Origin of the sequence: Bartonella sp. TP, assembly GCF_030406085.1 — a bacterium.
Taxonomy (GTDB): Bacteria; Pseudomonadota; Alphaproteobacteria; order Rhizobiales; family Rhizobiaceae; genus CALTWN01.
In genome coordinates, this window is the sequence record NZ_CP129002.1 from 519612 (window position 1) to 544045 (window position 24434).

Below are 24434 nucleotides of genomic sequence, written 5' to 3' on the forward strand. Positions count from 1 at the left end.
CTAGCTTACATGCTCTTTCTCGAAAAAAGAGCCCCCGCATAGCGGGAGCCAATAATGGAAAGATAATTGAATGATCTTCAAACAATAGAACATATAGTTTCTAACTATATCCTAACTATTACTCTATACTAGTTTTATTACTTTGTCAAGCAATTTTATACAATTTGTAACAATTCTGTATAAACCTTTGTGAGAGCCTCTAACTCAGGCAATGGCACATTTTCATTGGGCTTATGCATAAGCCCACCGCACAGGCCAAACTCTACAACTGGGCAGTAATTTTTTATAAAACGCGCATCAGAAGTGCCGCCGCCAGTATCAAGCCGTGCACTAATTCCGGTAGTTTTTTTTATAATCTCTTGTAGCGTAGTGGCTAATTTCGGTTCTGGCAGTAAAAAACTCTCGCTCGCGCCATCTACCCAATCTAACTCTATATCTGGATCTTTTGGTAGGCTTTCCGCAATTCGCGCTTTTAAAGATTCGAGCGTCCATAAATCATTAAATCTAATGTTAAAGCGCGCAAATCCAAAAGCTGGTATAACATTATCCGAATTGCTTGACGAAACTAGTTGCGTAACCTCTAAATTGGAAGCTTGGAAATTTTCGCTGCCTTGATCTAACTGCAATGACAGCAATTTAGATATACAATTGGCAAGCTTATGCGCTCCATTAACAGCCAAATGCGGATAAGCGACATGGCCGCCCACGCCTTGCACATGCAAAACGCCATTCAAGCTACCACGCCGGCCAATCTTAATAGTGTCACCAAATTGCTCGCCGCAAGTGGGCTCGCCAACTAGCGCAAAGTCCCATTTTTCACCTTGCTGCGCCACATGCTGCAATAATTTAACCGTGCCGTCCAAAGCCGGGCCTTCTTCATCTGCCGTTATAGCTAGAGAAATTGTGGCATCTATTTCGCCAGCGCGAGCCAAAGCCGAGATAAAGCAGGCTATAGCGCCCTTCATATCCTGCGCGCCGCGACCATAAATCCTCCCGCCCTCAATAATACCAGAAAATGGCGCATGGCTCCAACTAGCAGGCGCGCCAGGCGACACTACGTCACTATGCCCAGAAAATAACAGATGCCGGCCCTTACCCCCAGGGCGGCTAGCATAAAGATTCGCCACAGCTTCGAATGGCAAATGCTGAATAGTAAAGCCCAGCGGCTCTAGGCACTCGGCTATAAATTGCTGTGCTCCCGCTTCGATTGGCGTAACCGAAGGACATCGCAATAATTCTTGTAGGACAAAAAGTGGATTTTTTAGCTCTTCTATAGTAATTTTATTTGACATGTTACTCTTTACTCTTTTATATTAACATTATGTACCGTAAAGTAGAATTTATCCTTATCACAATTCTAGGTAGTTTTATAGAGTTTTTTGACTTCACTGTCTATAACTTTTTTTCAGCCCAGATTGCGGCGGCGATTTTTCCGCATAAAAGCGCCTATATTTCTATGCTACTTGCCTTTAGTATTTTTGCTTTGGGTTTTGTAATTCGCCCACTAGGCGGCATAATTCTGGGCTATATAGCAGATAAAAAAAGCCGTACTTTGGCACTATATTGGTCAATGATGTTAATGGCAGCAGCAAATTTGCTGCTATGTTGTCTACCAAGCTTCGCGATGATAGGCACAGCAGCGCCGGTATTACTGGTTTTGGCGCGCCTTTGCCAAGGCTTTGCTACTGGCGGTGAGTCAAGCGTGGCCTCTAGCTTACTAATCGAGGCTGGGTACAGGCCGGGGCTCTTTCTGAGTTTTCAATTTATGGCTCAAGGTTTGAGTAGCTTTTTGGGCGCTGCTTTTGCCGCGGGCCTAAACATCTGGCTTAGCCACCAGCAGCTCTATGATTGGGGCTGGCGCTTGCCATTTTTGGCAGGGCTGTGTCTAACGCCCTTGGCGCTGATGCTGCGTCGCTATAGCTATATGCAGGCAGATAAACGCCCAGACACCACTGAAAAAACCCAATTAAAGCAATATTGGGGTCAGATTTTCTTGAGCATTATGAGCATATTACCGACTAGCGTGGCGATTTACTGTATGGTATTTTATATGCCACATTTTTTAAATCAAATTGGCTTTAAGAATGCTGGCGCCAATTTTCTTATCACCAGCTATGCAGGTTTGTTTATGGCTTTTGGTGCGCTGCTGGGCGGCCTGTTTTGCGATAGGGTACAGCGACAAAAAGCGCTGATTGTTTATTTGCTCGGCGCAATTGCTGGCTTGGCCTATATCAGCTTTACTACTTTAGCAGCGGCCAATTCACTTTGCTTTATTAGCAGCTACCTACTCTGCGTAACCCATATTGGTATGCTGATGACGGTGAGCGGTTTATTTATTCTGCAGGTTTTTCCAACACAAATCAGAGCCAGGAGCAACGCTATATCCTACTGCATTGGCGTGGCTCTTTTTGGCGGCACCACCAATATGGCTATAACCGCCCTGCAGCATTATTATCACAATAATTACATGGCCTTTTACTATTTATTGCTAGCACTCACCATAGGCGCCGTAGTCTTTCTTGTCTTTCCTAAAGCAGAGCCTTATGGCACCAAATAATGCGCGTCCCATTGGTCACGCGGGACTTTTTCGCCCAGACGATAATCAAATTTAACTATACCAAGATGATCTGCAGTACCTAAGCAGAAAAAGCTAAAATGGTACCATTTGCCGCGCGCCCGAAAAGCTGCACCCTTAGCGTTTATAGTGTCTTTGGTCGTTATGGGGTCAGCAAAAGCATAGGCTATAGCTTTATCTGGCGAGAATTTGGTAGATTTTGCAATAGCTTCCATCGCTTCGATATCACAGCGCTGCTCAAGCCGCGTTTGCGGGTCTAACCGCTTCAACTCTTCACGCAAAAGCGGGCTCATCGCATTAGCCACAGAGCCCGCAAGAAAAGAAGGCACTAAAATTACCATAGCATACCAAATTCTAACCTGCATAATTCTTCCTATAAACTAACTAAAACTTATCTAGTACTAGCAGATATAGAAACTGATGGCAAGGCTCAAAGCCACAAGAAATCGGCAAAACCCGAACAGCAGGCCCTATTTGCTGTCCAGGCTACTAGCCTTGTGCTATGCTGCGTCTATATTTGGGATACGCAACATTTGACCCGGAAAAATATCGTCGGGCGAGCTTAGCATAGGCTTGTTGGCTTCAAAGATAACTTTATATTTGTCGCCATTGGCAGCGCCATAAACCGACTCTGCTATTTGCCATAGGCTATCACCACGCTTAACCTCATAAAATCGGCTGTTTTTTCCGCCCATGCTAGTATTATTGTTTTGCACTTTGAGCTCACTAGCGTTAACATGAGAAATGCCTAGCAAATTGCCAACAGCCAGCACAGCTTTTTCTAACGATGCTTGGTCAGTTACCTCGCCGCTCAAAAGCGCCTTGTCGCCATCTACCTTTACATTAACATTTTCTGTACCGATATTATATTTGTCTAAATGCTTTTTAACATTATCTGCGACAACTTGTTGGCCTATATTCGAGGCTGCGCTTTTGGCTGTATCACCCATATCGTTTAAAAGCCTGTGCCCGGCTTCTTTCACAAAGTCAAATAGTCCCATCTTCTTTCTCCTTATTCTGTATTTAGCTAATTAACTAAAACGCCTTACAGCCCTAGGAGTTGCTATTAAAGATGAGTAAAAAATTCTCGCATACGATTGAAAAACCCAGAGCTTGTAGGGCTATTTTCGCTCTTCGACAATTTTTCAAATTGTTGCAAGAGCTCGCGCTGCTTGGCATTAAGGTTTTGCGGCGTTTCAATCTGAAGCAGAATGTACAAATCGCCGTAGCCAGATTTTTGCAAAACCGGCATACCCTCGCCGCTCAGGCGTAGTTTTTTGCCATTTTGTGCGCCAACAGGTATCTTTACCTCATGCTGCTTGCCGCTAAGGCTAGTAACGCTAATAGTGCCGCCCAGTGCCGCCTTGGTCATGCTAATTGGCACGCGACAATATAAATCGGCATTTTCTCGCTGGAATAGCTCATGCTCTTTTACCGTTAGAAAAATATATAAATCACCACTTGGCCCACCAAAAAGCCCTGCTTCGCCCTCATTGCTAAGCCGCAACCGCGTATCCGTGTCTACACCTTTTGGAATGCGCACATTAATCTGGCGATGTTTTTCTACCCGGCCAGCACCGCCGCATTTCTTGCATGGATTTGCCACAATTTCTCCGCGGCCATGGCAAGTAGAACAAGTGCGCTCTATGGCAAAAAAGCCCTGCCTTATCCGCTCGCGGCCAGCACCATGGCATTGCGGGCAGGTCTGCGGCGCTGTGCCATCTTGCGCTCCCGAGCCATTGCATTCGTCGCATTGCGTGGCCGCTTTAATGTCAATTTGCTTTTCTAGCCCACTATAGGCCTCGGCCAGGCTGATAGTCATATTATAGCGCAGATCAGAGCCGCGCTGGCGTGGGTCGGCCTGGGCCGACATGCCCCCCCCCATAATATCGCCAAACATGTCGCTGAAAATATCGGCAAAGCCACCAAAAGGGCTGCCCCCCATATCGCCAAACGGATTCTGCCCACCGGCGCCTCCTGCAAAAGCGTCATGGCCATAGCGGTCATAAGCGGCGCGTTTTTGTGGGTCGCGCAATATTTCATAGGCTTCGCCTAATTCTTTGAATTTTTGTTCTGCCTCGATATTACCCGGATTTTTATCGGGGTGATACTGCATGGCTAATTTGCGAAATGCAGTTTTTATTGTTTTATCGTCGCAATCGCGAGCTACACCTAATACTTCGTAATAATCTATTTTCATTTTCTATCTAAGGGTAAAATGAAGGGGCAGCAGGGAGACCACGCCCCCCGCTGCAGTTAATTTTATTATTTTTTATGGTCTACTTCTTCAAACTCAGCATCCACTACATCTTTTGGATTGTCATGAGCATGCCCAGCATCGCCATGTGCCTCTGCATTCGCCTTGCTAGATTCGTAGATAGCTTGGCCCAGCTTCATACTAGCTTGCTCAAGTTCTGCGGTTTTGCTAGCAATCTTATCTACATTATCCGATTGTAGCGCTTCTTGCAATTCAGAAATTGCAGTTTTAATCGCTTCTCTATCTTCTTCGCCCAGCTTTTCACCATGCTCTTTTAATGATTTTTCGCTAGAATGGACCAAGGATTCACCGTGATTTCTTGCCTCAACCAACGCTTTGCGCTGCTTATCTGCCTCGGCATTTTGCTCGGCATCCTTTACCATTTTTTGAATATCGGCTTCTGACAAGCCACCAGAAGCCTGGATTTGCACCTGATGCTCCTTGCCTGTGCCCTTATCTTTTGCCGAGACATTTACTATACCATTAGCGTCGATATCAAAGGTAACCTCGATTTGCGGCACGCCGCGCGGTGCTGGCGCAATTCCCACCAGGTCAAACTGTGCCAAAAGCTTATTGTCCGCAGCCATTTCGCGCTCGCCCTGCGATACACGAATCGTAACTGCCGACTGGCTATCTTCTGCGGTAGAGAAAGTTTGCGATTTTTTCGTTGGTATCGTCGTATTGCGCTCAATAAGCCGGGTAAACACCCCGCCCAAAGTTTCAATACCCAAAGAAAGCGGCGTAACGTCAAGCAACAACACGTCCTTAACATCACCCTGTAGCACACCAGCCTGAATTGCTGCACCCATGGCCACAACTTCGTCTGGATTCACGCCCTTATGCGCTTCTTTGCCAAAAAATTTATTAACCACTTCTTGGATTTTTGGCATACGCGTCATACCGCCCACTAGCACCACTTCGGAAATTTCGCTAGCGCTTAGGCCAGCGTCCTTCAGTGCGGCTTTGCACGGCTCAATCGTACGCTGTACTAAATCTTCTACTAAAGATTCAAACTTTGCCCGTGTTAGCTTAAGTGTTAAATGCTTAGGTCCACTAGCATCAGCTGTAATGAAGGGCAGGTTGATTTCGGTTTGGGCCGCGCTGGAAAGCTCTATTTTCGCTTTTTCCGCAGCTTCTTTTAATCTTTGCAAAGCCAATTTGTCGCTTTTTAGATCAATACCTTGCTCTTTTTTGAACTCATCCGCAAGATAGCTAACCAAGCGCATATCAAAATCTTCACCACCCAAGAAAGTGTCACCATTGGTAGATTTAACCTCAAACACACCATCGCCAATTTCCAAAACAGAAACGTCAAAAGTACCGCCGCCTAAATCATATACAGCTATAGTTTTGCCGTCTTTTTTGTCCAGACCATAGGCCAGGGCCGCCGCCGTTGGCTCGTTGATAATACGTAGCACTTCCAGACCAGCGATTTTACCCGCATCTTTGGTGGCTTGGCGCTGCGCGTCGTTAAAATAGGCTGGTACGGTGATAACTGCTTGGCTAACTTTTTCGCCCAGATAAGATTCGGCAGTTTCTTTCATTTTTTGTAGCGTCATAGCAGAAATTTGCGAGGGCGAATATTTCTTGCCAGCCACTTCTACCCAAGCATCGCCATTGTCGCCTTTTTCTATTTTATACGGTACTAGCTCTTTGTCTTTCTTAACCGCGGCATCTTCAAAACGGCGGCCGATAAGGCGCTTAACCGCAAAGATTGTACCTGCTGGATTGGTTACTGCTTGTCTTTTTGCGGGCTGCCCTACCAAACGCTCGCCATTGTCGGTAAAGGCCACGATGGAAGGCGTAGTACGCGCGCCTTCCGCGTTTTCTATAACCTTAGCGCTGCCACCGTCCATCACCGCCACACAAGAATTTGTGGTTCCTAAATCTATACCTATAACTTTTGCCATTAAATACCCCCATATAGTCGGCTTTATTCATTAAAATTTATATAAGCATGGGCAAACCCCTCTGCAAGTTGAAAGCCTAACTTATTGCAGATTTATTTACCTTTTGCGCTTACACTCAGCAGCCGAAATGAGATATTTATACTACCTTTTTTTGACTCTGATTTGCCTCTGTTCTAGCTCTGCCTTAGCTCAAACATTGCAAGCGCCACGCTATTATGATGTACGCTTTGTTTTACTTAAACCACAAGACTGCACTTTTACCAGCCGCGATACGCTGCAAGCACGCAAAGCTCTGGCAAATGCCAAAAGCGCCAGCCTGCTATATCGCGAGCAGAAAAACGCTGCCTATGGCGATAGCGGGCTGCTATTAAAGGCAAAGGGCGATTACGCTAATATCGTAAGCGCCATGCAGAATCACGCTTTCTATGCCAGCCAGCTTTCCATTAAGCTTAATGGTAGCGAGGTGCATAATCTAGCTGCAAATACCAGATTTCCGGAACATAACCACATCATTATCACTATAATGCCCGGCCCTATCTTTAAGTTGCATAACATAAATATCGCTAGCATTACCCAGGGGAAAAAAACCCACTATGATGAAACGTTATTTTTGCCGCATAATCTAGGTTTTCGCACTGGTGAGCCAGCAAAGGCGCCGATAATAAGAGAGGCACAGACGCAGATTTTGCATCATTTAGCAGAGCTTGGCTATTCTCGGCCCAAGATTCTGCACAACAGAATCACCGCGCAACATCAAACAAATAGCATTGATATTGATATATTAATCGATCGGGGCCGCAAGCTATATTTCTCGACGTTAGAGATTATTAACACCACGCCCTACCCGCATTTAAATAGCAAGCTTATCGCCTATTTTAGCGGCTTTACCAGCGGCAGCCTGTATACGCCAAAAAATAGGGAAGATATTCGGCATAATCTAGAGAGCTTAGACCTATTCAGCACTGTAATATTGCGACCCGGCAAGAATAATAGTGCTGGCGCCACACCGCTGAGTATAATAGTAACCGAAAAGCCGCTGCACAGCATTACCGCAGGGCTAGAATTTGCCACCAAAGACGGGCTGGGCGTTAATCTAACCTGGCTGCATCGCAATTTATTTGGCCATGGCGAGCGCCTATTTCTAAAAGCCGGGGGCAATGCCATTGATATCGATGCGCTGCGCCGCAAGCGGCAATCACCAATAATCAAGCATTTTGGCTATGATTTCACCATTAGCTTCGACAAACCCGGCACCTGGTATTATAATGCACACACAGCTGCCAGCCTGCGTGCCTGGAGCGAATATACAGACTATTATAATACAAAGCAGCTAGAAGCCAAGGCGGGCATTTACAAACCGCTAAGCGAACAATGGCTAGGCTCGGCCTATGTAAATCTAAGCGATATACGCGACCGTAGCGATAAAATTCATAGTTTTGGTGCCCGGCATTTTCATCTAATCGGATTGGATACCAATTTTAGCCTCGACAAACGTGATAATAATTTGTCACCAAGCCGCGGTATATTTGCCAATATTCGGCTCAATCCCTTTTACGCTAGCGGCGGTGGCAATTTGGCCACGCGTGTCGAGCTAGAGGGCCGCTCGTACCTAACCCTAGATAACAACGCCAATTATATCTTGGCGCTGCGTGGCAAATGGGGCATGTTGGGCGGCGCCAATCTACAGCAATTACCGCTAAGCATGCAATATTTTGCTGGTGGCTCCAGCTCAATTCGCGGCTATAGCTATAAATCTATTGGCGTAATTTGCCCGGCCGACGGCAAGAATCGGCAATGCGCAGTTGGCGGTAGAAGTTTGGGCCTAACCAGCGCTGAGTTACGCGTTAAGCTATGGCATAAATGGGGCGCTACTGGCTTTGTTGACAGCGGCTATGTCGGGGCAAAGGCTCTAGACTTTAAAGCTAAGCTCAAGACTGGCGTGGGCGTTGGACTGCGCTATAATTCTGGCTTGGGGCCCCTGCGCCTAGATATCGCCCGCCCGCTGCACCAGACAAAAAATGACCCAAAGCTGCAGCTTTATATCGGCATTGGTGAGGTATTCTAATGGCCAATAGAAGCCTGCTCGCTACAATATTAATCGCCCTGCTGGTGCTGATAATAAGCGGCGCGGTGGCGGATAATGCCGAAGAAAACTCCTGGATTCTTAATTATCTAGAGCAACAAATCTCTACACCACAGCGCCAAATACATTTTCAGGGTGTGCATGGCGCGTTGTCCGCCAAGGCAAATATAGACCGAATCACCATTTCTGACCAAAATGGCGTTTGGCTAGATATTCAGCAGGCGCAAATAGACTGGCAGCGCTCGGCTCTTTTACAAGGCTATCTGGTAATAAACAAGCTTAGTGCGCAAAAATTAACTCTCTTGCGCCAGCCGCAGCATTCTAGCGAGCATCCAGATTACGGCTTTAGCATTAGCGATTTACCCGTTAATATCGACATTAACCAAGTAGATTTTAATAATATCGAATTTGCCCAGCCAGCTTTTGGCGTGGCCGCGCGCTTGACCATAAAAGGTTCTAGTAAATTTATTGACCATAATTTAGCCACCAATTTAAAATTACAAAGAACCGACGCACCCGGCCAGCTAGAGCTAAATGCCAGCTATAGCACGCTAAGCAAGCAATTGCAGATAAAATTAGATGCTTTTGAAAGCGCAAATGGCATTATCGCGAATCTGTTGCAAATTGAGGGCAGGCCAAAATTAGCGCTAAAGCTAGAAGGCGGCGGCACTCTGTCGGATATGCAGCTGAATCTAAGCACCCAGGCAGGTGATAAAGATGTGCTAGACGGGCATCTGCGCATTCAGCCCTCAGAGGCAGAAGGCAAGCATATTCAGCTCGACCTAAGCGGCCCGGTGCGCATAATTATGCCGCCAATCTATCAACCCCTATTCGATAATAACACTGCCCTGTGGCTAAATGCCGATATTCGCCCCGATCACAGCATAATCGTGCATGAGGCAAAAATCGAAGGTAGCATATTGTCGCTAGACGCCTATGGCAGCCTAATGCCCGACGGTTTTTTGCGCCGCGCCTTTGTTCTGGCCCGGCTAAAGCCAAGCCGCGCACATGAGCCAATCAAACTGCCTTTTAATGACGGCCATATGACAGCTAGCCAAGCAATATTGCGCTTAGATTATGGCGCCGCCAATACCGACCATTGGGAAGGCGAGCTAAATATACAAGATTTCAAAGCCAGCAACCAAGCTGCACCCTTTAGCGCGCATTTGCAATTAAACGGCCTGGCGCAGCGCTTGGAAGATCCCGAAACCCACTATGTAACTCTGCAAGCTACGGGCCATTTGCAGCATGCCAAAACCCGAATCATGCTAAATGGCGATGCACAATTATTCGGCCCGGCACCGATTTTAATAAAAAAGCTAGTTTTTACCACTGCCAATACCCAGATACAAACCAGCGGCACGATACAGAATCACAATTTTGATGGCTATAGCAAAATCGACATTACGGATTTACGCACGCTTGGCGGCTTTTTTGGCAAAGCCTGGGCTGGTATAATTAATATACAGGGCAAAAGCCATATTGATTTTTCTAGCCTTAAGCCTTCAAAGCTCTTGGTTAGCCAAGAGCTTACTGGCTATTTTAAAAATCTTGCTTTTACCAGCCTGCCCGCACGCTTTCGCCCTTTATTTATGCCCAAAACGAATCTTTCCGGCACAGTGCTTTATCAAGCTGCTGGGCTCGGCTTTAAATCTTTTGCCGCTGATTCGACACAGCTTAATATCCAGGCCGAAGGTTTGCTTAATAAAAAATCCGCCGCGCTACAGGCTTACCTAACGCTAAAGCAGCTAAAAACACTAGAAGAAAGCCTAGCGGGCAGCGCCAAGATTAAACTCAACGCCCAAGGCCACAATCATATCTTAAGCCTTGGCGCGCAAATCGAGCCGCAGAATTTAAAGATAAATGGGCAAAAGCTAGAAGATAGCCACGCCAAATTTATAATGACCATAGCCGGGACAAATCGGCTAGCGCCCCATTATAGCCTGCTGGGCACTATACAAGGCATACAGGATGGCACGAGATTTAACGGCAGTTTGAATTATAGCGACGATAAACACAGCAATATCACCATGCAGCATTTAGACCTAAATCTCTTGCAGCCCTTTATTGCAGCCAAATTACCCGATATCAGAATCAGCGCTAAAGCAAAGATTCAGGGCCAGAATCTCAATTTTACCTTAAATAGCGAAACGCCAGCCATTCCGCTACACGCCATTGGCACATATAATATGCGCTATAAAAAGCTAGACGCCAATATCAACGGCCAGGCAAATCTTAATTTATTCAACCAATTTTTTACCAACCAAGCCTTCAATATCGACGGCCAGCTAGCGCTAAAAGCTCATATTAAACTAGATGCCAATTCCTTAAATGCCATTGGGCAAATGCAACTAACCGAAGGCAATTTTTATGATGTAAAGCATAATGTGCATCTACAGCATATTAATATCAGTGGGCAATTACAAGGCAACCAACTCATCCTTACCAGCGCCAAGGCTCAGGCAATGGAAGGTGGCGAGCTCAAAGCCAGTGGTAGCATAAAGCTCAACCAGCCATTAGCCCTGCTTAGCGACTTACAAATCACCCTAACCCATGTGCATTACAGCAATAGCGACGTATTTAGTACAATAATGTCTGGGCAGCTGGGCATAAAGGGCGATTTGCTAAGCCATCCAATTATCACTGGCGATGTGCTGCTAGAGACCAGCGAGCTGCTGGTTACCAAAAATCTAGCGAATCGCCAACCTTTGCCTGTTCGCCATCTTCACCCTTCTATTTGCGTAATGCGCACCTTAAAACGCGCGAATTTACTGCAGCACAATAACAACACAAAGCGTAAATTCATCAGCGATTTAAATATAAATATCAGCGCCCCGCAAAAGCTATTTCTGCATGGTATGGGGCTAAATGTAGAGCTAGGCGGGCAGATAAATCTGCGCAATCTTGGCCCAGTCATGCAGCCAGTGGGTAGTTTTAAGATGATTCGTGGTGAGATAAATCTGCTAGGCCAGCGCCTAAATCTAAATGCTGGCACCGCCACGCTAACTGGCAATTTGCAGCCCTTGTTAAATTTTACCGCTAGCACCACAGTGGATAAAATCGCCATAAATATTAGCCTTTCTGGGACCAGTAATGACATGAAAATATTGCTAACCTCTAGCCCCGATCTGCCGCAAGATGAAATATTAGCCCATTTGTTATTCAACCATGATTTAAAGCACCTTTCGCCACTGCAGCTTACCCAAATTGTTTCGACTCTGGCCCAGTTTTCTGGCGACAATAATATCGACGTCATTGGTAATCTAAGGCAAGCTTCTGGCCTGGCAAATTTAGATATCAATAGTGACGAAAATGGCGATATCGGCCTTAGCGCCGGGCGGTACCTAACCAGAAGCACCTATATAAATCTAAGCGCCACGCAAAAAGGCCGCACAAAAGCCACAATAAACTGGGACCTAAGCCAACATGTAAAAACAAAAGCCCGAATTAGCTCCGACAGCAATAACAGTGCCGGTATTTTCTTTGAAAAAGATTATTGATGTGATATTTATAACACAGTTTATATATTTTTCATCCACATACTTGCATTCTATTTTATATTCTAATAACTTAACCGCATAATGCAAACAGGAAGATAATTATGAATATGAAAACTCTATTATCCAGCGTAATAATATTAGCTGGTGCATCTAGTGCGAATGCCGCTGATATAGTAAAGCATCATCCGCGTCGTATTAAGCAACCAACACCAGTAACGCAAGTTGTAGTAATGCCACCTGCGCCAGTTTTCAGCTGGGCGGGGCCTTATCTAGGAGCGGAAATGGGTTTGGTAATGACTAAATTCCATGGCATTGATGGGGATGATGACCTTGCAAGCGTTGTTATTAAGCCAAAGGAACAGCCATCAGTAGGATTATTTGCAGGCTATAATGTTGCTATTGGTCACCATGCCATTTTAGGCCTAGACGGTAATATTGATTACCATTCCGTAGAATCTAGAAGTGAACTTCAAGGTTATAATAAATATAAAGAAAGCGCTTTAGCAGCCGCTCGGGTAAGACTGGGATTTGCCCAGGGCTGTGTTTTGCCCTATATAGCTGGCGGGCTTTCAGCGACAAGGGGAGCACTCAGCCTATATAATGATAACGCCATCCCTGCTTCTGTTAACAAACAAAAAGCTTATATCGGATGGAATATCGGCGGCGGTGTAGATTATGCTGTAGCTCATAATGTACTCTTACGCCTAGATTATCGCTTTAACAACGTTAAGATTAAAGATCTATACCTCGTTGATGTTGCTAATATTTTACAGCGTGTAGATGCAAATATCGCTACAAAATCTCATGAAATTCGTATCGGCGCCGCGTATAAATTCTAAAAGTAAGGAATATTTAATATGCAATTTAAGACAATTTTCACAACCATAACCGCAAGTGCAATACTTAGCTACGCTCCGCTGGCCAATGCAGCTGATGTTATAAAACATCACCCACATCATGTCAAAAAGCCAGCACCAGTAAGACAAGTTGTAGTAATGCCACCTGCGCCAGTTTTCAGCTGGGCGGGGCCTTATCTAGGAGCGGAAATGGGTTTGGTAGTGACTAAATTCCATGGCATTGATGGGGATGATGACCTTGCAAGCGTTGTTATTAAGCCAAAGGAACAGCCATCAGTAGGATTATTTGCAGGCTATAATTTCGCGCTTGGGAAGCACGCTATTCTAGGCTTAGATGGTAATATCGACTATCATTCTATAGAGTCCCTCGATCAAGGCAGTTTTTATGTTAAATATAAAGAAAGTGCTTTGGCGGCTGCTCGGGTAAGGCTTGGATTCGCCCAGGGCCGTGTTTTGCCCTATATAGCTGGAGGACTTTCAGCAACAAGGGGGGCACTCAGCCTATACAATACAGCAACCCCCACAGCTGCAATTAAAAAGCAAAAGGCTTATATAGGTTGGAATATTGGTGGTGGTATAGATTATGCTGTAGCTCATAATGTGCTCTTACGCCTAGATTATCGCTTCAACCAAATTAAGATTAAAGATTTATATTCTCTAGATCTCAACAATGTTTTGCACAGAGAAGATCTAAATATCACTACAAAATCTCATGAAGTTCGTATCGGTGCAGCGTATAAATTCTAAAAGGAAACGAAAAATGCAGTTTAAGGCGCTTTTAGCAAGTATTACAGCTAGCTCTGTGCTCAGCTATGCAGCACTGGCCAATGCGGCCGATGTTATAAGGCCAAGGCCTATATCAAAAGTGATGATAGCGCCTGCTGCACCCGCTTTTAGCTGGGTGGGGCCTTATCTAGGTATTGAAACCGGTGTGGTAATGAATGAGTTCCGCTCTACTAATAGCACCCCGCCTAATTATGTACCATTAATAGCTAAGCCAAAAGCTCACCCTTTATTGGGGTTATATACAGGCTTTAATATGCCTATGGGACAACGAGCAATTATAGGTTTGGATGCGAATATAGATTACCATCCAATAGAATCGCCTACTGAAACAACGCAATATGTTAAATATAAGGAAGACGCTTTAGCCGCTGTTCGCCTACGCTTAGGCTTAGCGCAGGGCCGCGCTCTACCATACATATCCGGCGGACTTTCCGCTGCCAATGCTGGCCTTAGCGTAGATAATGCTACAGGTAATCCTCAAAATATCAACAAAAAGAGGATCTATTTTGGTTGGAATATAGGTGGCGGTATAGATTATTCTGTAACGCGTAATATGTTCTTGCGCCTTGATTATCGCTTTAGCCAAATTAAAATCAAAGATTTGTATATGGCAGATGTTAGCAATGTTTGGCATCGCTTCAATGCAAATACCAAGACAAAATCTCATGAAATTCGTATCGGTGCAGCGTATAAATTCTAAAAGGAAACAGAAAATGCAGTTTAAGGCGCTTTTAACAAGCTTTATAGCCAGCACCGTACTGAGCTATGTACCGCTGGCCAATGCGGCCGATGTTATAAGGCCAACGCCTATAGCAAAAGTGGTGGTAGCTCCTGCTGCACCCGCTTTTAGCTGGGCGGGGCCTTATCTAGGTATTGAAACCGGTGTGGTAATTACTAAACTACATTCCCCGCTGCAGGATGATAGTTATCTGGCCACGCTTATTAAGCCAAAGGAGCAGCCATCGGTAGGGTTATTCACTGGTTATAATTTCGCGCTTGGCCACCACGCTATTTTGGGCTTGGATGCTAATATTGATTATCATTCAATTGAATCGGCTAAAAAAGACACCGTGCATCTTAAATATAAGGAAGGCGCCTTGGCCGCTGCTCGGGTAAGGCTTGGATTCGCCCAGGGCCGTGTTTTGCCCTATATAGCTGGTGGGCTTTCGGCAAACAGAGCAGCGCTAAGCTTAACTAACCCTACCGTTATTAATAGCGATAGTAACAAACAAAAAACTTATATCGGGTGGAATATCGGCGGCGGTATAGATTTTGCTTTAGCAAAAAACGTATTTTTACGCGCTGATTATCGCTTTAACCGCGTAAAAATTAAAGATATATATTCTATAGATGCTAGCAATTCTTTAATACAAGCAAATCCAAATATAGCAACGAAAGCCCACGAGCTCCGCATTGGCGCGGCATATAAATTCTAACTAAGGAAATTAATAATGCAGCTTAAAGCCCTTCTTTCTACTGTCGCAATATTTGCTTGCGCCTCTAGCGCAAATGCGGCTCACCTGACAAGGCATCATATTACAAAACCACTAGCTGTTAGGACAAAGGCGGTTCCAGTTATAAAACCAGCAACGGCACCCAAGACAGTTATAGTAAGGCCTTATATAAAATCTGAACACGGCAAAACAATTATGGTGCGGTCTTATCTGAGGGCTGAACCTGGCACGAAAATAGCTGCAGTAGGTGCAGATAATGCTAAAAACTAATAGAGCTTGCAAATCTCATATCGGTACAGTATAGTATAGTATAGTATAGTATATAAATACTAAAACAAAGGAACAACCTTTAGTTGGATTGTTTGCTGGCTATAATATCGCGGCTGGCCGCCATGCGATTTTTGGCATAGATGGAAATATTAATTATCACGCAATTAATTCGGCCAGTGACCTGCCTACATATACTAAACTAAAGGACATATAAATGCAAACTAAAGTACTTTTCGCTGCTATGGCAATGGGCACAATGCTAGGCACTGCCCCTATAGCAAATGCTGCTGATATTATTATCAAGCAACCCATTCATATAGCTCCAGCTTTTAGCTGGGCGGGACCTTATCTAGGTTTCGAAGCGGGCGTGGTAATGAATAAATTCCATGAGACTGATGGCAGCGATTTGTTTACCAACTTACTGGTAAAGCCAAAAGAAACACCCGCTGCAGGCTTATTCGCTGGCTATAATATCGCTATTGGCAGCCATGCTGTTTTAGGTTTAGATGGTAATATAGACTATCATTCAAGCGAAAACTCCTCTACCAACGATCCGTATATTAAATATAAAGAAAGCGCTCTAGCCGCTGCTCGCTTACGCCTAGGCTTTGCCCAGGGCCGCGTAATGCCATATCTAGCGGGCGGGCTTTCGGCAGTACATGCTGGCCTTAGCGTGATAAACCCAGGATTTAGCTTAAGAGATGCTAAAAAGCAGAAAACCTATCTGGGTTGGAATATTGGTGGCGGCTTGGATTATGCCTTAGCCCATAATATGCTCTTGCGCTTGGATTACCGCTTTAGCCAAATTAAGATTAAAGATATATATGCTATAGCTATCGATAACACTTTACTACACGCTGACCCAGCTATAGAAACCAAATCTCATCAAATTCGTATTGGTGCAGCCTATAAATTCTAAAAAAAAGCTTATAGCAAGCCGGGATAGGTTACTATCCCGGCTTTTTTTATGCCTGCTCTTCTGGCTTATATTTAGTTATGCCTACTAAAGCGGGGCGTAATACACGGTCGCCTATCGTATAACCGTCTTGAATAACATTGGCCACCTTACCTGCAGATTCGGCATCACTTACTGGCACCTCAAACATGGCCTGATGAAAGTTTGGGTCGAAAATAGCGCCCTCTGCAACCATCTTTTTTACCTGCATATTCTCCAATGCCTTCAATAAAATACCCTGAGTCATCTCAACACCAGTAAAAAAAGCAGAAAAATTATTATTTTTTTCATTATTTTTTTCAGCTTTTAATGCACGTTCTAAACTGTCGCATACGGGAAGCATTTCCCTCGCAAAACCTTGAATTGCGTAGGTTTTTGCGTCACTAATTTCCCTCGCTGCACGCTTGCGAATATTTTCTGCTTCCGCAGCGAGACGTAAAATACGGTCCTTTGCTTCTAGAAGTTGTTCTTCTAATCCTTGCTTTTTACTCTCGTTTTCGGCTATTACTTCTATAGGAGTATTTTCCTGGGGCGAATTTTCGTGATGTTCCATGTTTGCACCTTAGTTATTTACTTGTCTATTATTTATTTAATGGTTCAAGATAGTAAAATAAAGTTGTAGAAATGTAAATTATCAATGTAAATGAATCCTCTAGTTAAAGTTGACAGCAATATGCGTAACCATAATGGGTTTAGTAAAATGTATATACAAAGTAATAAAGCAGCAATTTATATTCACTGGCCATTTTGCGTGGCAAAATGTCCCTACTGCGATTTCAATTCGCATAAGCAAAAAGAGGATGTAAAAGAAAAAACATACCTAATCGCAATAATACGCGAGTTAGTGAATCTTAGAGGATACATAAAAGGGCGTCAAATTACCTCGGTCTTCTTTGGTGGCGGCACGCCATCTTTGATGAGCGGCTCCACAGTAGCCCGCATTTTAAGTTTCATTAGGCAACAGTTTAATTTAGCGCAAAATGTCGAGATAACCTTAGAAGTCAACCCTTCTAGTGCCGAGCGCGCAAAGTTCAAAGTCTATCGCGAAGCAGGCATAAATAGGCTATCGATAGGCGTACAATCCTTTACACAAGAAGGGTTGGAGTTTTTGGGCCGCACGCATGATGTAAAGGCTGCTCACCTAGCCATAAGAGCCGCCAAGAGATATTTTGACAATATCTCTATTGATTTAATCTATGCCAGAGCAGGGCAAACGATAGAATCATGGCAAAAAGAGCTTGAGACGGCCCTAGCGTACGATCTACCACATATGTCACTATATGAGCTAACAATCGAACAAGGTACCAAATTTGCCTCTCTAGTCCAACGAGGTAAGATGGAAGTGATGGAAGCTAGCGCCGCCGCCGCGATGTATAAATTCACACAGAGATTTATGCGCAAAGCAGGCTTGCCAGCCTATGAAGTTTCAAATCACGCCAAACCGGGCTATGAATGCAAACATAATATGAATTATTGGACCAGTGGTGACTATATCGGAGCCGGACCAGGTGCCCACTCACGTGTATCATTTAGTGGTATAAATGGCCGAATCGCCGTCTTTAATAAAAAAGACCCCGAGATTTGGCACAAAGACGCCAGTATAAAAGGCATAGCGGTGGAAGAGCTTAATGTGCTAAGCTGGGCCGAACAAGCAGAAGAACTGCTGGTAAATAATACTAGGATAAAAAGAGGCATTGATCTATGGGCTTATACTGTCTTAAACCAACGGCCTTTAAAAAAGGAAGTCATAGCAGAGCTACAAAAAGCAGGACTAGTGCGCAAAATACGCGATAAAAACAATCGCTATTTACCTATTACCAGTAAGGGGCTAATGTTCAGCGACTACATCGCTAGCAAAATCTTGGCTTCGGCAAAGGATTGAGGGGCGAAGGCCGCACATAAAAAAATAGTTGGCAGATTTCTCTGCCAACTAACGTATAGTAACTAGCAAGTCTTGTATCCGGAGAAGTTACTAACAAAACTTATATAGCATACAGCAATACTAAGAGTCAACTCCCCTTAGCAATTCATTTACAGAAGTTTTTGCCCTGGTTTTTTCGTCAACCTTTTTAACAATAACAGCGCAATATAAATTCACCCCGCCCTTGCTAGGCACAGAGCCAGGCACTACCACACTATAAGGCGGTACATAGCCCTGATGAATCTCGCCCGTTTCTCTGTCAATAATTTTTGTTGATTTACCAATATAAACGCCCATGCTTAAAACACTGCCCTGTCCTATTACGCAGCCTTCAACAATTTCGCTACGTGCCCCAATAAAGCAGCCATCTTCGATAATAGTCGGGCTATCTTGCAAAGGCTCCAACACGCCGCCAATACCCACGCCACCAGAAAGATGCACATTTTTGCCAATTTGCGCACAAGAGCCAACGGTAGCCCAGCTATCTACCATCGTGCCTTCGCCAATATAAGCACCGATATTGACAAAACATGGCATTAACACCGCATTGGGGCCAATAAAGCTGCCTGTACGCACAATTGCACCGGGGGCCACACGAATACGCGCATATTTGAACAAATCCTCGGTCCAGGTGGCAAATTTTTGCTCTATCTTGTCATAAAACACGCCGCTTACCTTATCGCCCATCATATGGGTGGGGTTAAAACGAAAATACAGCAAAATCGCCTGCTTTACCCATTCTTTGGCTTGCCATTTGCCCTCTATATCCTGCTCGGCTACGCGCAACGCGCCATGGTCTAGCGCGTCGATAACATTTTCTATAATCCGCACCGTCTGGCTGTCATTTAAATTCTGACTATAAGCCTCACTTACCAACTGGGCTAATCTATTTTTACTTTCCATAAGCTATCTCTCCCTAACTCAATCTGCTACAATTAATGTACCAATACCCTCAGTGGTGAATAATTCATAGAAAATCGCATGCGGCAATTTTCCGTCTAAAATCACCACAGCCTGTACGCCACTTTCTACCGCCTTAATGCAGGTTTCTATCTTTGGCAGCATTCCACCCGTTATCACCTGCTCTTGAATCAGTTGCCGGGCTTTGCTAATGGATAAGCGCCGTATCAGCTGGCCTTCGGCATCTAACACACCGGGCGCGTCTGTCAAGAAAATCAAGCGCTTGGCATTATACGCACCAGCTAGCGCGCCAGCAAAACTGTCGCTATTAATATTATACACAATGCCAGTAGCGTCGGCCGCAATAGGCGCCAATACCGGAGTAATGTCCTGCGACAATAATATGTCCAGCGTATGAGTGTTAAACTCTTCTATTTCGCCTACCAAGCCAAGATCCAAAACTTTTTCACGATTTGTTTGTGGGTCAATAGTAGTTTTGTAGGTTTTTGCCGCCAGCGCCATATTACAATCGCGCCCGCTTAGGCCCATAGCATTGGCCCCATGCCGACATAATTGGGCCGTTAAATTGCGATTAATATCGCCGCACAGCACCATTTCTGCCACTTTTAGCGTGGCTTCGTCTGTTACCCGCAAGCCCGCTTCGAAATGCGTGGCTATGCCCAAGCGAGCGAGCATATCATTTATCTGCGGGCCGCCGCCATGCACAATCATCGCGCTAAGCCCTATTTGCTTCAACAGGGCGATATCACGGGCAAAAAGCTCGCCCAATTTATTTTCGCCCATGACATGGCCGCCATATTTTATTACAATTTTTTCGCCCTCATAGGCCTTTAACATCGGCAGCGCCTTCATCAAGAAATGCGCTGGGTCTACCCCACCAAGTTTAGGCCGCTTTTGGCCTCTATTATCTGCTTCTACCATAATATACCCCATAAGCTAATTTTGCACCTACAGCAATAACAAACAAGCCGCAAAAGTCAAGCAATTCCTGCTACAGATTCACGAAGCTACCGCAAAAAAGCGTGTTTTATTTTGCTAATTAATAGTTTAAAATGTCACATACACTTGCGACATTTAGAGCATAAAGGATGTGACACCATGTCACACTAATATATCAATAATATATCAATAGAATATATTAGGAGAAAAATATAAATTATGAAAAAAGAAAAAACACCCTTTCAATTGCAACACCAAGCCCAATGGCTATGGTTAGAAGAAACGTATAAAGACCTAATGTCTCGCCTAGCGCTACCCACAGGCATGGAGTTTAAGCCAGGGCAAAAGCCCAATGCCGAGCAAATAGCCGCCATGGCGCAGCGACTAGACGTAATAGAGCAGCAATTAGCCCAGCCAATAAACCGCGAAGAATTGGCCAGATCGCTAGAAGTATTATTCAGCGGTTTTCCTGCCCGCAACTACGCCAATGTGGTACCCTTAGCCGGAGCTTATATTTTTTCGCTCAGCGACTTTAGCCGCTATCTTATAGAAAAAGCTCTGCAAGATTTTTTAAAAGGCTTAGTGCCAGAGCAAAACATGACCTATCCGCCTACGCCAGCGTTTTTTGCCACCCATTGCCGCAATATTGAAAAGAGCCAACGCATAAAAATTAATTTAATGCGAAAAAAATTTGCATTAAAAGAAAGTTGTTAACCTTTTGTTAACCTTTTGCCTGTAAATTGCAAATTATCATTTAACTACCTTTAGTTAAATGGGTGTTAGCAAATTCAGTCGCCAACTAAATTGCTAACTTCCGAAGGGGTTGTTGTTTTTAACACCATAGGCAACAACCCCAAAACCCCTTTTAGTTTTGTAGACAGCTATGAAATATTTGAATAAAACCAAAATTAGCCTGGTTTTTATCATTCTGACCTTCTTAACCAGCTGTACCTCCCCACATATTACGAATACAGGCAATGCCTGCACGATTTTTGCCCAGGGCCATAGTTTTTTCGGCGACTGGTATCAGCAAACTAAAACAGCCTCGGACAAATATAAAATCGATATGCCAATTTTGCTGGCCACCATCAAGGCAGAATCTAGCTTTCGCTCTACTGCTTTTTCAAAACGTCAATATCTATTAGGCATCATCCCGTGGGGGCATATCTCTAGCGCATTTGGCTACGCCCAGGCGCTAGACGGCACTTGGCGCTTATATAAGCTACGCACTGGCAATGTTGCAGCCTCGCGCAGTAGCTTTGGCGACGCCATCGACTTTATTGCCTGGTATCACCGCACTAGCGCAATGAAAGCTGGCATAAATCCGCATAACGCGTATGAATTATATCTAAGCTACCATATGGGCTGGTCCGCCTTTGCAAAATCAGGACCACAAGGCGCTAGCCCCAAACTACGCCAACTCGCGCATAATGTTGCCATACAAGCCAATATCTACGCCCAACAGCTACGCTCTTGCGGTTATATGTAGTGCCGAATTACCTATATTTATCCGCCGCGTTTTTCATATGCCTAGCCGCAATCGGCTATATAATTTATTTAAAAACCAAGCTAGCCGACTATAAACAACAATTAATCCTAGCGCAGGCACAATTGCAAAGCAACAACAGCCTAGGCGGCTTTGGCCAAGCCTTGGCAGCAATTCAACACCGGCTAGGGGTAATTGACCGAGCACAGCAGCAGCTAGATAATCTAAGCACAAGTTTTGTAAATCTGCATCACATGCTAGGTGCCAAGCAGCAGCGCGGCTATTATGGCGAGCAAAAGCTAGAATCAATTATCCGCGACGAGCTAAGCGCCGCACAATATGCCATGCAATACAGTTTTTCTACCCGCGTGCGGCCAGATTGCGTGCTGTTTTTGCCACCGAATCACACGCCCTTGGCCATTGATTCGAAATTTCCACTCGAATCATTCGCCGCTATCGAAGAAGCAACACTAAAGGGCGAAAAATTACGGGCCGAACTAGCGCATAAAACTTTTCTAAGCGACATGAAAAAACATATCACCGATGTAGCCAGAAAATATATCATTCCCGGCGAAACGCAAGCCATGGCCTTTATTTTTCTACCTGCCGAATCAATCTATGCCTATATCGCCCAACATTGCCCCATGCTGCTAGAGCTGGCCAGCCGCGAGCGCGTGGTGCTAACCTCGCCAAATAGCTTGATGCTAACGGTAAAAATTGTGCAAGCCCTAGTGCGCGAGGTTAATATGTGCAATAACGCACGCTTGATTCAGGCCGAAATTACTACTTTATTGCTAGATATCAGCAAATTAATGAAGCAAGCAAATGATGTACAAAAGCGTTTTATTTTATTTGAAAAAGATTTTAGCGATATCGCTACGTCCTGCGCACGAATCACCAAGCGCGGCGAAAAAATCGAAGAGCTAGGCACAGAGCGCTAAAGCGGCTTAAGCTCAAGAAACTCAACATCTAGCGCCCGCTTTGCCTCATATTCTAGCGAAAATTCACTGCTGGCCAGAAAAACTAGCGCCCCACTATTATCCCGTGCCATATCATTCTTATGCATGGCAGCAAAATTAGCAGCGCCAGCGCCAGTTACCCAGCGGCAAACATTATAGCGGCTTTGCTCTAGCCGCGCCTCAAGATTATATTCGCCCTGTAGCCGAGCCTGCAACACATCCAGCTGCAGCGCGCCAATCACGCCAATTAACACATTTTCGCCATTTTCGGGAAAAAATAATTGTACCGCCCCCTCCATAGCCAAAGCGCGCAAAGCTTGATTCAAATTTTTCGCCTTTAAACTATTGCCAGTCCGGATATTGCGTATTATTTGCGGGGCAAAATGCGGTACGCCTAAAAATTCTAAACCCTCGCCCTCGCTTAAACTATAGCCAATGGCAAAATTACCATTATTCGGCAGCCCAACCACATCGCCCGCAAAAGCCTGCTCGGCCAGGGCACGGCGCGCGCCAAAGAAAAATTGCGGCGCGGCAAGATTCACCGATTTACCGCTCTGCACAATATGCAGCCGCATGCCGCGTTTTAAAACGCCAGAGCTAACCCGCATAAAAGCCAAGCTGCTACGATGATTCGGGTCCATATTTGCCTGAATCTTAAAAATAAAGCCGCTTAGCTTTGGCTCATCTGGCTGTACAATTCTTGTTTGGCTAGCTGTAGGACCCGGGCTAGGGCTGTGCTCGACCAACGCTTCGATCAAATCTACTACACCAATGTCACGCAGTGCCGTGCCGAAAAAAACCGGCGTCATATGGCCCTGCAGATAAGAATCCTGGTCGAAACTTTTGCATAAGCCCTGCACCATTTCTAATGATTCGCAAAATTGCGCCGCGGCAAAATTATCGAGCTGCAATTGATTAGGTATATTTACCGCTTCTGCTGCAGCAATATTTTGCACTGGCTGCGAATCAGCACGGCGAATAAAACTAGAAGCCAAATTATAAATACCACAGAATTGCTGCCCTTGCCCAATTGGTAGATTAAACGGTACAGCGTCAAGCGCTAATTTTTGCTCTATTTCGTCTAAAATCTCTAGCGGCGAGCGGGCTTCGCGGTCCATTTTATTAACAAAAGTAATAATAGGAATATCACGCAACCGGCAAACCTCGAATAATTTTAGCGTACGCGGCTCTATACCCTTTGCCGCATCTAGCACCATTATCGCGCTGTCTACCGCACTTAACGTGCGATAAGTGTCGTCGGCAAAATCTTCGTGCCCGGGGGTGTCTAACAAATTAAACACGCAATCTTTATATTCAAAAGTCATAACCGAGGTAGCAACAGAAATACCGCGCTCGCGCTCTAGCTGCATCCAGTCAGAGCGCGTTTGTATCTTTGCCCGCTTTGCCTTGACCTCACCAGCTAGATTTATTGCCCCACCAAATAGCAGCAATTTTTCTGTAAGTGTGGTTTTTCCTGCATCGGGATGCGCGATAATAGCAAAGCTACGCCGGCGCGCTACCTGCTCTTTAATGCTATTTTGCTGTTCCGTCGCGTTCATTG

Annotated in this window: 22 protein-coding genes; 13 read left to right on the plus strand and 9 right to left on the minus strand. The window is 45.0% G+C overall.

Going from position 1 to position 24434, the window contains the following annotated elements:
- Positions 1-155 precede the first annotated feature (155 nt).
- Positions 156-1292: a succinyl-diaminopimelate desuccinylase gene (dapE, locus tag QVL57_RS02565; RefSeq protein WP_290077267.1), complete on the minus strand. Its 1137-nt coding sequence runs from the start codon at positions 1290-1292 to the stop codon at positions 156-158.
- A 29-nt stretch (positions 1293-1321) separates the two neighbouring features.
- On the opposite strand from dapE, the gene QVL57_RS02570 reads away from it, so the two are divergent.
- Positions 1322-2557, plus strand: a complete 1236-nt coding sequence (locus QVL57_RS02570) for an MFS transporter (RefSeq protein WP_290077269.1) — start codon at positions 1322-1324, stop codon at positions 2555-2557.
- On the opposite strand, the gene QVL57_RS02575 is transcribed toward QVL57_RS02570, so the two are convergent.
- From QVL57_RS02575 to dnaK, 4 genes are all read right to left on the minus strand, one after another.
- The gene (locus QVL57_RS02575) at positions 2542-2940 is read right to left on the minus strand and encodes a DUF930 domain-containing protein (protein ID WP_290077271.1); all 399 of its coding nucleotides are present in this window, start codon (positions 2938-2940) and stop codon (positions 2542-2544) included. The genes QVL57_RS02570 and QVL57_RS02575 overlap by 16 nt on opposite strands.
- Positions 2941-3075: 135 nt before the next feature.
- Positions 3076-3576 (minus strand): peptidoglycan-binding protein LysM, encoded by a 501-nt coding sequence (gene lysM, locus QVL57_RS02580; RefSeq protein ID WP_290077272.1) that lies wholly within the window; start codon positions 3574-3576, stop codon positions 3076-3078.
- Between the two features lie 65 nt (positions 3577-3641).
- A complete protein-coding gene (dnaJ, locus tag QVL57_RS02585) occupies positions 3642-4775 on the minus strand; it encodes a molecular chaperone DnaJ (RefSeq protein WP_290077273.1) in 1134 nt (377 codons plus the stop codon).
- A 65-nt stretch (positions 4776-4840) separates the two neighbouring features.
- On the minus strand, positions 4841-6742 hold the full coding sequence (dnaK, locus tag QVL57_RS02590) for a molecular chaperone DnaK (RefSeq protein ID WP_290077275.1): 1902 nt from the start codon (positions 6740-6742) through the stop codon (positions 4841-4843).
- 196 nt (positions 6743-6938) lie between these two features.
- On the opposite strand from dnaK, the gene QVL57_RS02595 reads away from it, so the two are divergent.
- The 8 genes from QVL57_RS02595 to QVL57_RS02630 all read left to right on the plus strand — a co-directional run bounded on the left by QVL57_RS02595 (position 6939) and on the right by QVL57_RS02630 (position 16611).
- Entirely contained in the window at positions 6939-8807 is a 1869-nt protein-coding gene (locus QVL57_RS02595) for a BamA/TamA family outer membrane protein (RefSeq protein ID WP_290077276.1), read from the plus strand.
- The gene (locus QVL57_RS02600; RefSeq protein ID WP_290077277.1) at positions 8807-12325 is read left to right on the plus strand and encodes a translocation/assembly module TamB domain-containing protein; all 3519 of its coding nucleotides are present in this window, start codon (positions 8807-8809) and stop codon (positions 12323-12325) included. Before QVL57_RS02595 ends, QVL57_RS02600 begins: the two co-directional genes overlap by 1 nt.
- Positions 12326-12426: 101 nt before the next feature.
- The gene (locus QVL57_RS02605) at positions 12427-13164 is read left to right on the plus strand and encodes an outer membrane beta-barrel protein (RefSeq protein ID WP_290077278.1); all 738 of its coding nucleotides are present in this window, start codon (positions 12427-12429) and stop codon (positions 13162-13164) included.
- Between the two features lie 18 nt (positions 13165-13182).
- Positions 13183-13929 carry an outer membrane beta-barrel protein gene (locus QVL57_RS02610; protein WP_290077279.1) on the plus strand — a complete coding sequence of 249 codons (747 nt, stop codon included), beginning with the start codon at positions 13183-13185 and terminating at the stop codon, positions 13927-13929.
- 13 nt (positions 13930-13942) lie between these two features.
- Positions 13943-14668 carry an outer membrane beta-barrel protein gene (locus QVL57_RS02615; protein WP_290077281.1) on the plus strand — a complete coding sequence of 242 codons (726 nt, stop codon included), beginning with the start codon at positions 13943-13945 and terminating at the stop codon, positions 14666-14668.
- A 13-nt stretch (positions 14669-14681) separates the two neighbouring features.
- Positions 14682-15404 (plus strand): outer membrane beta-barrel protein, encoded by a 723-nt coding sequence (locus tag QVL57_RS02620; protein ID WP_290077282.1) that lies wholly within the window; start codon positions 14682-14684, stop codon positions 15402-15404.
- 15 nt (positions 15405-15419) lie between these two features.
- The gene (locus tag QVL57_RS02625; protein WP_290077284.1) at positions 15420-15692 is read left to right on the plus strand and encodes a hypothetical protein; all 273 of its coding nucleotides are present in this window, start codon (positions 15420-15422) and stop codon (positions 15690-15692) included.
- Between the two features lie 214 nt (positions 15693-15906).
- Complete coding sequence (locus QVL57_RS02630) at positions 15907-16611, plus strand: outer membrane beta-barrel protein (protein WP_290077286.1); 705 nt, start codon at positions 15907-15909, stop codon at positions 16609-16611.
- A gap of 46 nt (positions 16612-16657) precedes the next feature.
- On the opposite strand, the gene grpE is transcribed toward QVL57_RS02630, so the two are convergent.
- Positions 16658-17200 carry a nucleotide exchange factor GrpE gene (gene grpE, locus QVL57_RS02635; RefSeq protein ID WP_290077288.1) on the minus strand — a complete coding sequence of 181 codons (543 nt, stop codon included), beginning with the start codon at positions 17198-17200 and terminating at the stop codon, positions 16658-16660.
- Between the two features lie 147 nt (positions 17201-17347).
- Between grpE and hemW the strand changes: the two genes are divergently transcribed.
- Positions 17348-18529 (plus strand): radical SAM family heme chaperone HemW, encoded by a 1182-nt coding sequence (gene hemW / locus QVL57_RS02640; protein ID WP_290077291.1) that lies wholly within the window; start codon positions 17348-17350, stop codon positions 18527-18529.
- 120 nt (positions 18530-18649) lie between these two features.
- Here the strand turns inward: hemW and dapD are convergent, their stop codons facing one another.
- Both dapD and argB read right to left on the minus strand, forming a co-directional pair.
- Positions 18650-19471: a 2,3,4,5-tetrahydropyridine-2,6-dicarboxylate N-succinyltransferase gene (gene dapD, locus QVL57_RS02645; RefSeq protein ID WP_354669859.1), complete on the minus strand. Its 822-nt coding sequence runs from the start codon at positions 19469-19471 to the stop codon at positions 18650-18652.
- An 18-nt stretch (positions 19472-19489) separates the two neighbouring features.
- Complete coding sequence (gene argB, locus QVL57_RS02650) at positions 19490-20410, minus strand: acetylglutamate kinase (RefSeq protein ID WP_290077293.1); 921 nt, start codon at positions 20408-20410, stop codon at positions 19490-19492.
- A 237-nt stretch (positions 20411-20647) separates the two neighbouring features.
- Between argB and QVL57_RS02655 the strand changes: the two genes are divergently transcribed.
- The 3 genes from QVL57_RS02655 (at position 20648) to rmuC (ending at position 22855) form a co-directional block, all read left to right on the plus strand.
- Positions 20648-21142 (plus strand): hypothetical protein, encoded by a 495-nt coding sequence (locus QVL57_RS02655; RefSeq protein WP_290077294.1) that lies wholly within the window; start codon positions 20648-20650, stop codon positions 21140-21142.
- Between the two features lie 169 nt (positions 21143-21311).
- Entirely contained in the window at positions 21312-21917 is a 606-nt protein-coding gene (locus tag QVL57_RS02660) for a hypothetical protein (protein WP_290077295.1), read from the plus strand.
- Positions 21902-22855 (plus strand): DNA recombination protein RmuC, encoded by a 954-nt coding sequence (rmuC, locus tag QVL57_RS02665; protein WP_290077296.1) that lies wholly within the window; start codon positions 21902-21904, stop codon positions 22853-22855. Before QVL57_RS02660 ends, rmuC begins: the two co-directional genes overlap by 16 nt.
- On the opposite strand, the gene QVL57_RS02670 is transcribed toward rmuC, so the two are convergent.
- Positions 22852-24432 carry a peptide chain release factor 3 gene (locus QVL57_RS02670; RefSeq protein ID WP_290077298.1) on the minus strand — a complete coding sequence of 527 codons (1581 nt, stop codon included), beginning with the start codon at positions 24430-24432 and terminating at the stop codon, positions 22852-22854. The genes rmuC and QVL57_RS02670 overlap by 4 nt on opposite strands.
- Between the last annotated feature and the right edge of the window lie 2 nt (positions 24433-24434).